The organism is Chryseobacterium phosphatilyticum (assembly GCF_002899825.2).
GTDB classification, from domain to species: domain Bacteria; phylum Bacteroidota; class Bacteroidia; order Flavobacteriales; family Weeksellaceae; genus Chryseobacterium; species Chryseobacterium phosphatilyticum.
In genome coordinates this window covers 1,325,634-1,339,020 of the sequence record NZ_PPED02000001.1, presented here as the reverse complement: position 1 = coordinate 1,339,020, position 13,387 = coordinate 1,325,634, and the positions used below count along the sequence as shown (strand labels likewise).

Annotated in this window: 9 protein-coding genes; 8 read left to right on the top strand and 1 reads right to left on the bottom strand. The window is 36.6% G+C overall.

Annotation, left to right across the window (positions count from 1 at the left end; all coding sequences use genetic code 11):
• Positions 1-13: 13 nt before the first annotated feature.
• On the bottom strand, positions 14-556 hold the full coding sequence (locus C1631_RS06205) for a carboxymuconolactone decarboxylase family protein (protein WP_103249965.1): 543 nt from the start codon (positions 554-556) through the stop codon (positions 14-16).
• Positions 557-877: 321 nt separating this feature from the next.
• Between C1631_RS06205 and C1631_RS06200 the strand changes: the two genes are divergently transcribed.
• The 8 genes from C1631_RS06200 (at position 878) to C1631_RS06165 (ending at position 13,387) form a co-directional block, all read left to right on the top strand.
• The gene (locus tag C1631_RS06200) at positions 878-1,816 is read left to right on the top strand and encodes an NAD-dependent epimerase/dehydratase family protein (protein WP_109711124.1); all 939 of its coding nucleotides are present in this window, start codon (positions 878-880) and stop codon (positions 1,814-1,816) included.
• A gap of 39 nt (positions 1,817-1,855) precedes the next feature.
• A complete protein-coding gene (locus C1631_RS06195) occupies positions 1,856-2,767 on the top strand; it encodes a helix-turn-helix domain-containing protein (protein ID WP_103248985.1) in 912 nt (303 codons plus the stop codon).
• Positions 2,768-2,919: 152 nt separating this feature from the next.
• Positions 2,920-3,384 (top strand): hypothetical protein, encoded by a 465-nt coding sequence (locus C1631_RS06190; protein ID WP_123966608.1) that lies wholly within the window; start codon positions 2,920-2,922, stop codon positions 3,382-3,384.
• A 200-nt stretch (positions 3,385-3,584) separates the two neighbouring features.
• Positions 3,585-4,724, top strand: coding sequence for a helix-turn-helix domain-containing protein (locus tag C1631_RS06185; RefSeq protein ID WP_109711122.1), 1,140 nt, complete (start codon positions 3,585-3,587; stop codon positions 4,722-4,724).
• A gap of 155 nt (positions 4,725-4,879) precedes the next feature.
• Complete coding sequence (locus C1631_RS06180) at positions 4,880-5,938, top strand: serine hydrolase domain-containing protein (protein ID WP_109711120.1); 1,059 nt, start codon at positions 4,880-4,882, stop codon at positions 5,936-5,938.
• Positions 5,939-6,853: 915 nt separating this feature from the next.
• Positions 6,854-8,029 (top strand): autotransporter outer membrane beta-barrel domain-containing protein, encoded by a 1,176-nt coding sequence (locus tag C1631_RS06175; protein ID WP_123966607.1) that lies wholly within the window; start codon positions 6,854-6,856, stop codon positions 8,027-8,029.
• Between the two features lie 19 nt (positions 8,030-8,048).
• On the top strand, positions 8,049-12,830 hold the full coding sequence (locus tag C1631_RS06170) for an RCC1 domain-containing protein (RefSeq protein WP_109711116.1): 4,782 nt from the start codon (positions 8,049-8,051) through the stop codon (positions 12,828-12,830).
• A 146-nt stretch (positions 12,831-12,976) separates the two neighbouring features.
• Positions 12,977-13,387 carry a 5-fold beta-flower protein gene (locus tag C1631_RS06165; protein ID WP_109711489.1) on the top strand — a complete coding sequence of 137 codons (411 nt, stop codon included), beginning with the start codon at positions 12,977-12,979 and terminating at the stop codon, positions 13,385-13,387.

The window sequence follows — 13,387 nt, the reverse complement described above, 5'->3', positions numbered from 1 at the left end:
ATGAGGAAAATGATTAATCCAATTGCGAGGCAAGAGGAAAATCAATAGGAGGATTAGTTAAGTTATTCACGTAATTTGTGATCGAAATATCTGCTACTGCAAGGATAATATCAATGATGTTTTCTTTGGTAAAGCCTTGATTCAAAAGATTATTTAAGGTTGTTTCACTTACATTACCTTTGTTGATTGTTGCTTCTTTGGCAAATCTTGCCAATGCATCAAACCTGCTGTCAAATGAGGCACCTCCTTTTCTGATTTCGATCGTTTGGTCTTCACTGAAACCGTTCATTTTACCAATTGCCGTGTGAGCTGCCAAACAATATGTACAAGAATTAACCTGGCTCACCACCAGATTGATGACTTCTTTTTCTTTTTTATTCAATGATGATTTAGCATTCGTGAAAGTCATGTAGTTTTCCAGAGCTGTTTTGCTTGACGCAATTGTTGCGTAAGCATTGGGAACAAATCCTAATCCTTTTTGCAAATGATCAAAAATTGTCTGGTTATTAGATGATACTTCTTCGCGGGTTGGAACGGTAAATGTTGTAGTTGTCATAATTTTTTATTTTTAAAATTTTGTTGGATTATTTTAACAGTACAAAGTTGCCGTGTTTTGAGAATTGATAAAATGGATATTCCACGCTTCATCATGGATAATTTTCCCAATGGATGGCTAGTGAATTGTAAAATTTGATTTTTTCCGATGCTAATCTTGAAAACAGAGATTCTGTTACAACTTCCCCTAATTGAGATACTTTCTTTGTTTCTGTTCTTCCGAACTTTGCCTTGTTAAAACAAAAGAATTGTATACTCGTTGTTGACTGATAAATTATCCAATTCTTTGCTCTTTAACTTTAGAAATAAAAAAATATAGATTATGCAAACAATATTAGGAGCCAACGGACAGATTGGCGAAGAGCTGGCCAGAGAATTAAAAAGAAATTTTACTTCAGATATTCGGATTGTCAGCAGAAATGCAACAAAAATAAATGATACCGATGAGGTATTTTCAGCAGATCTTTCTATTCGTGAAAAGGCTATTGAAGCGGTAAGAGGTAGTGAGATTGCTTATTTCACTTTGGGTCTTCCTATAAGTTCTGATTTATGGGAAAAACAGTTTCTACTTATCCTTCGGAATGTGATTGATGCCTGCAAAATCAATGGAACAAAACTTGTGTTCTTTGATAACACCTACATGTATCCGCAGGATGGAAGAGTGTTGAATGAAAATACCTTATTTGCCCCTGTAGGAAGAAAAGGAAGAGTAAGAAGACAAATGGCGGAAATGGTGTTGAAGGAAATACAATCCGGTGAGCTGGAAGCGGTGATCTGTCGTGCACCCGAATTTTACGGACCTGGCAAAACACAAAGTATTACCAATACTTTGATTTTTAATAACATTAAGGAAGGAAAAAAACTAAAAGTTCCTTTAAGTACTGATAAGAAAAGAAGCTTGATATGGACTCCCGATGCCAGCCGTGCCACCGCTTTAATTGGGAATACGCCGGATGCATACGGGCAAACCTGGCACCTTCCCGTTGATAAAAGCCACCCAACATATCGTAAATTTATAAGAATGGCTTCAGATATTTATGGAAAAGATTTGAAATATTCTGTAGTTCCTGAATTTTTCTTTACCATTGGTTCTTTATTTAATCAAAGAGTGAAAGAATTATTGGAACTTCTTCCAAGATACAAACATGATAATATATTTGATGATTCTAAGTTTCGAAATCGTTTTCCTGAATTTCAGGTAACGGATTACAAGCAAGGGATTAGTCATATCAGGAGTGAGCAACTTTCAGGAAAACAATAAAATCCTTACCTTAGAATAACTAAATTTGAAAATTAACCTATGAAAGGACCGGAGAAAGTTTCATCAATCAGCACACTCCATCAGTTTTTGGGATTGAAAAAGCCTTCAAATCCTCTGATCAGCGTGTTTAATTTTGATGAGGTAAAACTGGCACCGGAAACTATTCTTAGCACGGTAATAACTGATTTTTATGTCATTGCATTGAAGAAGGACTGTGCCGGAGGAAAATTCAAATATGGACAGCAGTATTATGATTTTGATGAAGGCATCATGTATTTTATTGCTCCTCATCAGGTTCTGCAATTCGAAGACATCCTTTTGAACGGAGTGAGAGGTTTTGTGCTGGTGGTTCATCCTGATTTTTTTCAAGGTTATCCCTTAGCTTCAATAGTGAAAGATTATGGCTTTTTCTCCTATGCAGCCAACGAAGCTCTGCATCTTTCTGAAAAGGAAGAAAAATCAGTTTTGGATATTATAGCTAATGTGGAGCAGGAAATAGAGATCAATATGGATTCTTTTACTCAGGATTTGCTGGTGTCTAATCTTGAACTTTTACTGAAGTATTGTGATCGTTTTTATAATCGCCAGTTTTTAACCCGAAAAAAAGTAAACAATGATCTGCTTTCAAAACTGGAGCGTGTATTGGATGACTATTTCAGGAATGATAAATTGATCATCAATGGCATTCCGTCTGTTCATTTTGTAGCTCATGAATTGAATTTGAGTGCCAATTACCTCAGTGATATGCTCAGGGTACAAACAGGGCAGACAACGCAACAACATATTCAAAACAGATTGATTGAAAAGGCAAAAGAATTATTATCTACTACAGAAATGTCGGTTTCTGAAATTGCTTATCAACTGGGATTTGAACATCCTCAATCTTTCCACCGCCTGTTTAAAAACCGTACTTCTTTTTCTCCACTGGAATTCAGGGCATCATTTAATTGATGTGATTACTTTATGAGTACGATGAAGAAGGTTTGTACACCAAATTCAAAGATTTTGGGTTACAATTTTCCTGAATTGGGCTCCCTGTTACCAGTTCATGATTCTAATATTGGAATGGTGTCAGACATCCCGTAAAATCATATATTTACCTTATGGGAGAACTGTTAACTGAAGAAGTGTTTTCAATATCGCGATGGCAGAAAATAACCTATCGGATACTAAGTGCTTTGGTATTTGTATTAGGTATTACAGTTCTCATGATAAAAGATGCAGGCTGGATATTGCTTTTAGCTCCGCTGATTTTCTTTATTTCTGTTTCCATGTTTGTATATACCCGTCAAGAGCTTATTGTCTTAAACAATGCACTCCATTTTGTTGGAGGCTTTAAAAGGTATTTTATTTCCTGGGATGATATTACAAAGGTGGATATGGATAGACTTGGAAAATATAAAACACCAGCAGTTACAATCTATTATTCCGGGGGAAGACTAAAGTTGAATAAGAGTTTTTACCCCGGACCTCAGTTCAAAAGAATTTTATCTATACTGGAAACTAAAATTGATCCTAAGTTATATACAGAAAGATACTTTGAAATTCGTAACCAGACCGGATGGTAATAGATTGTACTCAAGCAGATTTGCTGACCAATACAATGAAATTTATTTAAAATATTATCATTGAAATTTTTCCGGCCATAAAAAGAAACAAAAATGTTAATCTAATTTTTATATTTGCATCCATTGGATTTTCGGAAAAAACTGTTTTGATTCTGATAAAACCCTAAAATAAGATAACCATAAACAAAGAAGAGTAAGGAATGGATAAAATTAATGTGCTGCTTATTGTCACTGTAATCTCTATATTTATTTCTTTAATTCTTTCATTTTTCCTGCTTACGGTTAAAACAAAATACAAGGCAAGTAATATCCTTTTTGCCGTTTTTCTTATACTATCAGCAGCAGATGTAAGCGAACCTTTATTTAATTTAATAGTTGAAGGTCCCTCGAACCTGGGAATGCTGAGAACCACACTGGCTTTTTTACAGATTCCTGTCTTTTATCTCTATGTCATGTCGGTGTGTTATTATGATTTTATGCTTAAGCCCCGGTATCTTCTCCATCTGCTTCCCTTTTTGATCGTAAATATTGTTTTGTTTCCTCGTTTTTATACAGTAGATGCTGCTTCTAAAATTGATTTTATTATCAACCGCCAGCAAATGGTAGAACTACAATTCGTTCATATTCTGTTCCATATTCAGTTTGTTGTCTATTTTATTGCTGTTTTTATGCTCTTGAAAAAGACCAAAAAATTATACCTTGAAAATCATGCGGGCACTCATATTAATTCATATAACTGGCTGTTTCAGTTTACCATTGTGCTTACTGTCTTATATTCTATTGCTCTTTTAAAGAATATTTTCAAATTTTCCGATTATCCTTACATCTCTGAATGGATAAAATTTGGAATTCTGGTATTGCAACCGTTTATTGTTTGCTGGTATCTATTCAAAGCATTAAACAACCCTGATTTATTCAGGAATGTAGATTCACAATTACAACTTGTTGCGGAAATTATTTTAGAAGAAAGAAATCAGGAACAATTAATAACTCATGGAGAAAAATACAATGAGGAATTGTTGAAATTAAAAAGGTATATGATTGAGGAAAAACCTTTTCTCAATCCTTCTCTGACCATTCAGGATATTTCTGAAAACATTCAGATTCCTACCCGGGAATTATCGGTTTTAATTAACCATCAGTTGGGGCAACATTTTTATGACTTCGTGAATACCTACCGTATTGAAAGTGCCATGGAAATTTTAAAAGATGTTACAAAAAGTAAAGTCACCATCCTTGAAATCTTGTATGAAGTAGGTTTTAATTCCAAATCTTCTTTTAATACTGCTTTTAAAAAACATACGGGGAATACCCCGACATACTATCGTAATAATTTATAAATCAGTGACTTGTGATTACTCGTACTTTCTTTCGTAAAGATTCGTACTTATTTTTTTAAATAAATGGGACCGATTACCTTTACTCGGTCGCATAGGTTTACCCTCTTCCACATCTTTGTATCGAAATAATTGTTAAACATAAAAAAAACGATACAATGAAAACTTCACTAAAATTTGCAGCAACACTTTTACTAATAAGCAACTTATCTTTTGGACAAGATGTTACCCAAAAAATTGATTCAATAATCAATGCAAGCCATCAAAAAAATCCTGACATCGGTATAAGTGTAGGTTTTATTAAAAATAATGAAGAACATTATATTGCACATGGCCGTTTAAATGCTGAGAGCCCAAATGAAATTAATAAAAACTCTATATTCGAAATTGCATCGATTACTAAAATTCTGACATCTAATTTAATTGCTCAGGCAGTTATTGATCACAAATTTAAATTAGATGATTACATAGACCGCTTTCTTCCCAAAGATTATGTACTGAATGATAACCTTAAAAATAAAATTAAGATTTCCGACCTGGCTTCTCATCAATCAGGTTTACCCGATATAGACTTTGCAAAATTGATTGAACTGAATCCTCAACAGCCTGTAAGCAATGTCACAGAGAAAACACTTGCCATCATGATCAATGATTGCACTGAGTTAAAAGACTATGGTAAATATCGTTATTCTACGATTGGATATACTTTATTGGGCCAAATACTAGAAAAAGTATACGGCAAGACTTATGATGAAATTATCAGAGCTAAAATAGTAAAGCCATTTCGAATGACCCATACACTCACTAAGGATTTTAATGTAAAAAACATCACCACTGCTCATAATCCTAGCGGAGGCATTCAGGAATTCTTTAAATGGAATGTTACCGCACCTGCAGGATTAATTAAATCTAATGCTTCTGACATGGTTACCTATTTAAAAGCGGTTTTAAATACTGAAACCGCCATAGGAAAAGCCTCTGTAATGGCCGAAAAAATCTATTATAAAGATGAAAAGAGAGAAATGGGGTTGGGGTTGAATATCAGTACCGATGACCAGAATACTATCTATTTAAAGTCAGGTGATTCTATGGGGCAATCTTCAATCATTTGCTACAATAGGGCTAAGAAGTGGGGAATTATTATCCTTCTTGATCAGAGAAATTCAAAACTGAGACAAGACCTGCTGAACCAAATTTATGATACTGTCTTGAAATAGATGGAAGATAGAAGTACCCTGTATTTTTGTTAATTTTTCCATAGTACCAGAGCAAATTTTACGGACACTTTAAAAAAAATCCAAAGTAAGTCCCGGATTCCAACCTCTCGAGCTTAGGTTAAATAAGCAATTTGACAGAGTACATAAAAACCTCATTATGCTAAATAACTTTTGACAACATTGATGTGAGTTGTCTGTCAAAAAAAGAATATAAATAGCCTTCAATATACCAACATCTGTTTTTTTAGATGTTGGTATATTGATTATATCTGAAATAGGTAAAGCAAGGGACAAACGACAAGGCGGATATATAGAAGATTACTATTTAGTTCATAAAAAATTATAGAGATAAAATTATGGTTATTTTTGATTAACTATTTGATGATTAGTAATAAAAATATATTTTTGCAATCAACAACATAAAATCATAATTGATTGTATTGTGTTTTTTAAAAAACTAAGACCCTAAGCGTGAAAACTAATTAAACCATGAATAAACAAAATGATACTGTATTTATAACAATTCATCAAAACTGATTGTTTCAAACAATTTAAGAACAATAGCAATTTCTCAGAATTCCTTTAGAGACATGAAGTCGAATATCGTTATTCGGCTTATTTTCCTGAAATCTGACAGAAGCAATGCCTTATAATAGATAGAATAAAAGGTGTTTTGTTGCCCATTCAAGAGAAAAAAGTGTTTTTCAGGGATACTGGAAGAAGTTTGTTGTTGTATCAGGTATGGTGCTACACGATTTTATCAACCAATATATTTTCAAAATCAATGTTCATTCATTGATTCAAGCTTCTGTCTGAGTATGATTTCATTTACCTATATGCTGTTCAATACTCAATCAGGAAAAGTATTAAAAATCAAGATATTCATTTAATATTAAACCAATTATTTTTACTATTATGACAAAAAAACTACTAATCATTGCCTTCGCAGGCTTATCGAGTACTATGGCTTTTGCAGCCGATTTATATGTTAGAAATGGCGGAGCGGGCGGAGCCTATTCTTCAGTAAGTGCAGCGATCACTGCATCTTCGGATGGAGACAGAATCATCATTCAGCCCAAAACGAATGGAGCGGCCTACGTAGAAAATCTTACCATCAACAAATCGTTAACTTTTGTTTCCGAAACCAATTACAACAAATATTTTATTCAGGGAACTATTACCATTAACCCAGCTGCAGGAAGAGTGGTAACGATCAGTAATTTAAGTTCCGGAGACTATTCCATTTACAGCTTAGTGGCAAGCGGACCTACCACTGGAGGAAGAACTACGATAAACCTTTATAATTGCTATTTAAATAAGGTGATTACCAATCAAGCCAATACGACTACCAATATTTCCGGTTCTAGCGTGCTGGGGGAAATTAGTTTTTCTCATGGTAGAGTTACTGCTAATAAAGCACAGTCTATTTATGCTAATTCTACGGCAACAGATACCAGTCTTGCAACATCTGATATTGAAGTGTATGGCAATGCTACAAGTTTTGGGGTATCGCATTCACAATCAAACTATAATTTTAAATTTTACAATAATTTTTGCCGCGGGATTTTTGTTTACGCTATTAAAACAGGCAGTAATAATGAGATTATTAATAATTCGATCTATGACCCTTATGGTGGTGATATAGCCCCGTTTTCCATCAACTTAAATAATGGAAACACCGGGAATATTTCCATTATGAATAATGCCGCTTCTTTTGTAGTTGGAGCAACCAATGTGTGTATTAGCAATAACAATAATGCGACAGTGACAGCGAGTTACAATGTATTTACAAATCCATTTGTGACGCAGGGAACGATGACTCAAAGTAATAATTCAGGAGGAGTTAATATGAATTTCAATGAAACAGCATTCACTGTAACTGGGATGAATGTAAATGCAGGAGATCCTGATGTAAAATACACTGATTTAGATTTAACAAGAAACGATGCAGGTCACAATGGTGGGTCAAACAGTTGGATTAATTATTGGCCAACAGATGGCGGAGCTAAACCTCAGGTAAACTATCTGGTAACTCCACGAACAATCAGTGGAGGTACATTAAATATAAGTGGATCTGGTTTTTCTAAATAATTCTTAATGATAGAACAATATGAAGAATTATATCTATAGTATAATCGCTTTGCTTATGGTCATATTGTGCCCGGCACAAGTATTCATAAGCCAGGCCGAATATTTTTGGGACACCGATCCGGGGGTTGGAAACGGAACTGCTGTTTTAGCTGCTGATGGGAGTTTCAATAGTGCTTTTGAGCAATTGACCAAAACAGGAATTGCCACACCAGGTAATGGTTTACATAAATTATCTATCCGTGTCAAAGATAATACCGGAGTTTGGGGCCCTGTTTTTACCAATGTTATTAACGTTCAGCAACCTGTAACATCCAATATTATAGCTATTTCACAGGCTGAATATTTTTGGGACACAGACCCGGGAGCAGGAAATGGTACTCCGGTACTAGCTGCTGATGGGAGTTTTGACAGTACTTTTGAACAGTTAACCAAAACAGGAATTATTACACCAGGTAATGGTCTGCACAAATTATCTGTTCGTATCAAAGATAATACGGGGGTTTGGGGACCTGTTTTTACGAATGTTATTAATGTTCAGCAACCTGTAACATCCAATATTATAGCGATTTCACAGGCCGAATATTTTTGGGATACTGATCCGGGAGCAGGAAATGGTACTCCAGTATTAGCTGCTGATGGGAGTTTTGACAGTACTTTTGAACAGTTAACCAAAACAGGAATTGCTTTGCCATCCGCTGGCTTACACGTATACAATATCCGTATCAAAGATAATGCTGGTGTTTGGGGCCCTGTTTTTAGAAATGTTATTAATATAGAAACTCCAATACCTTCAGGCTGCTGGCAGACTCTTAGTGCAAAAGGTGACCATTCAGCAGGTATAAAAGCAGATGGAACATTATGGACATGGGGAAGTAACTCCAATGGGCAGCTCGGAGACGGAACAACTATCGATAGAAATGTTGCCATCCAAATTGGAACAGCCAATAACTGGTTGAAGGTAGAGACCGGATATAATCATACCGTTGCAATTAAAACAGACGGAACATTATGGACCTGGGGAGAGAATGATTATGGGCAATTAGGTGACGGAACTAATACGGATAGATTTACTCCCACTCAGGTTGGAACAGCCAATAATTGGCAAAGTATTACTACAGGACTTTATCATGTGTTAGCCGTCAAAACAGATGGTAGCCTTTGGGGCTGGGGATATAATAATGAGGGAGAATTAGGAGATGGAACTTCAATTGTAAGAAAGGTCCCGACACAAATCGGAACAGAGACAGACTGGATCGCTACCTCAGCAGGAAGCTATCACACATTAGCTCTAAAATCAAATGGAACATTATGGGCTTGGGGTAATAATTCTGATGGACGAGTAAATGGAATTCCAGGCAATAAGTATTCTCCGGTTCAGATCGGAACGGAAAATAATTGGTATCGTGTTGATGCAGGATATAGTCATTCTGTAGCACTGAAAACAGATGGTACACTATGGGCATGGGGAAGAAATAGTTACGGAGAATTAGGAGATGGAACTGTAGTTTCAAAATCAATCCCAACCAAGGTAGGAACGGCCAACAATTGGTTAAATGCATCCGCAGGAATGCAGTTTACAGTGGCAACTAAAACTGATGGTACGCTATGGGCATGGGGTAACAATTACTATGGGACATCAGGTAACGGTACATCCGGAACTACCTATATTACATCACCTGCACCCGTAGGGTCATCTTCAGACAATATGCAGGTTTATGCCGGAGATCATCATGTTCTTGTAAAAACTAACGACGGCTTTTTAAAAGTGTGTGGACTCAATAATAAAGGAGAATTAGGTGATGGTACGAATGAACATAAATTTACCTATACTTCTATTAGCTGTCCTTCAACTTGTCTTCCGCCAACACAGTTTTCATCAACCAATGTAACTTCTACAACGGCTACTATTACATGGGGAGGATCAACGTCAGCTCCTAATGGAGGATATCTGTATCTTTATAGTACCCATACAGTTGTTGGAGGTATACAGGGAGCTACGCTTTCTACAACAGCGAATTTGACCAATTTATTACCGGGTACCAAATATTATTGGTGGGTCGCATCATATTGCGGATCGAGCCAGGGTAACTGGGTGCCGGGGGGATCATTTACGACCCCTGCAACCACGGATACAAGTTGCTGGAAAAGTGCTGCTGCAGGATGGTTACATTCATTAGCCATCAAAACAGATGGAACCCTTTGGGCATGGGGATATAATACCTATGGACAATTTGGAGATGGAACCAATACCAACAATGCTAAACCAACCCCAGTAGGAACTGATAATAATTGGCTGAAAATTGCAGCAGGTCATTTTCATTCTGTAGCACTCAAAACAGATGGAACCCTTTGGGCATGGGGAAGTAATGAGGATGGACAATTAGGAGACGGAACTAATAGTAACAAAAATACCGTAACTCAAATTGGAACTGCAACAGATTGGGTAAGTATTGCTGCGGGTAGCGATTACACAGTAGCTCTAAAGTCAAATGGAACAATTTGGGCCTGGGGTGAAAATAACTATGGACAGTTAGGTGATGGTACAAGAATCAGAAAAAATGCTCCTGTACAGATAGGAACTGCAACAGACTGGGCAAGTATCAGTGCTGGGCAAGATCATACACTTGCACTCAAAACAGATGGAACGTTATGGGCATGGGGATATAACAATAGTGGACAATTAGGAGATGGTACCAAGCTGGATAAATTAGCTCCAACAAAAATAGGAACCGCAACAAATTGGAGAAGCATTGATGGAGGAGGAGACCTGTCGATAGGAATTAAAACAGACGGTACCCTTTGGGCCTGGGGAAATAACTTCAGTGGAGAACTGGGAGACGGAACTACAATTGAAAAGTATATTCCAACACAAATCGGAACAGAAACCAATTGGCGAATTGTTGATGCTGGCTTTAATAATTCTTCTATCGCCCTAAAAACAGATGGAACATTATGGACATGGGGAAATAATAACAATGGGCAATTAGGAGATGGTACGGCAACTAACAGAAGTACCCCTATGCTTATCGGGAGTAGTACTAATTGGCAAAGTATTTCAGCAGGAACTGCCCATACACTTTTGATCAATACCAATGGTCTTTTATCAGGAGCTGGTGATAATCAGTTGGGAGAAATAGGAGACGGTACAAGGCTTAAAAGGAGAATATTTACACCGGTAGCTTGTCCTCCGGCTTGTATTCCTCCCGGACAGTTTATGTCTTCTAATATTACATCCAGTTCGGCAACTCTTAGTTGGACAGCACCAAATTCCGTTCCTAGTGGAGGATATTCATATCTATATAGTACAAATTCAGTACTGGGAGGTATAGAAGGAAAAACATCTTCTACAACCGGTAATTTGACAAATTTACTCCCTAATACCACTTACTATTGGTGGGTAGCATCTGATTGTGGATATAGCACGGTCAACTGGATTTCGGCAGGTTCATTTACGACTCTTCCTACCAATGAAACAGGTTGTTGGGAAAGTGTGATAGCGGGAGGTTATCATTCGATAGGGCTCAAAACAGACGGAACGCTTTGGGCATGGGGATCTAATAATTATGGCCAATTGGGAGATGGAACGACTATTGGAAAAAATACGCCAACACAAATTGGAACCGGAAATAATTGGGTGAAAATAGCCGCTGGCAGTTATTATTCAGTAGGACTTAAAGCAGATGGAACACTATGGGCATGGGGCGATAATTACGATGGACAATTAGGTAATGGAACCAATGTTAGCAAAAATACACCAACACAAGTGGGTACAGCATCTGACTGGGCAAGTATTGCTGCTGGGGATAGTAGTGTACTTGCAATAAAATCAAATGGAACGCTATGGGCATGGGGTTATAATTATTATGGACAATTAGGTGATGGTACCACTATAAAGAAAAATATCCCAACCCAAATCGGAACAGAAAATGATTGGCAAATTATCGCTACCGGCGCCCTTCATTCTCTTGCTATTAAAACAAATGGTACTTTATGGGGCTGGGGGAAAAATAATGAAGGAGAACTAGGAGATGGAACCAAAGTCGATAAAAAAACACCTGTTCAAATTGGAATTGCAACGAATTGGAAAAATGTTGATGGTGGGCTTAGCCATACGGTAGGAGTAAAAACAGATGGAACATTTTGGGCTTGGGGTAATAATGTATGGGGACAATTAGGTGACGGAACCGCAGTTGCTAAAATTACTCCTACACAAATTGGAACAGCAACAAACTGGCAGAGTGCTAATGCCAATCGCTACCATTCTTCTGCAGGAATAAAAACAGATGGAACACTTTGGGCCTGGGGTAATAACCAGAATGGACAATTAGGAGATGGAACTAAAATGAACAGGTCTACTCCTGCTCAAATAGGGACAACTGCCAATAGAAAAAGTGTTTCTGCCAATATGTACAACAGACTTGTGGTTGATACCAATGGGTTTTTATCAGGCTGTGGACTTAATGATAAAGGACAGATAGGAGATGGTACCAATATTCAGAAAACAATTTTCACTCCGGTTGACTGCCCTTCAGGAGGTACTTTACGTGTTGATAAAATTTCAACAAATAAAGATCAGTTGAAAGTCTATCCGAATCCGGTACAGGATATCCTTACGATCTCGTATGATCAAAAGATTCATTCGGTAACCATTTATAATGCAGCAGGACAACTGGTATTGACTAAAGAGATTAATGATACGAAAGGAACCATTGATGTTTCCGGATTCGTTTCAGGAGTGTACCTTGTGAAAGTAAATGCGGCTAATGCCTTTGTGAAAACGGTAAAAGTCATCAAGCGATAAACATTAAATTTTAATATAACAACTAAAATTTATTTATATTTGAAATAGCGCCACTTCTTTGTAAGTGGCGCTGTTTTTTTAAAAACTAATCAATACTTTTGAATACTTCAAGTGAGCAAAAAATAATAACATTAAAATTAAAAATCATGAAAAAAACAGCAGTCATTTGCTTCTTTTTGTTCAACCTTTCTGTTGTAAGTGCTCAAACCATAGAATCAGGAAGTCATAGTACAACAGGATACATTAAAGCGGATGGAACGATAGAAAACAGCAGCCGCTCCACAGTCGGTTATATTAAGTCTGACGGAACCATAGAGAATAAGAATCATTCCACAATCGGTTATATCAAAAGTGACGGAACCATAGAAGACAGCAGCCGTTCTACTGTAGGGTATGTTAAAAAAGATGGTACCGTAGAAAACAGTAGTCGCTCAACCATTGGATATATCAAAAATGATGGAACGGTGGAAAACAGTAGTCGAAGTACTATTGGCTATGCCAGAGGGATTCAGAAAGAATGGGCTGCGGTAGTGTATTTCTTTTTTAAGTTAAATTAA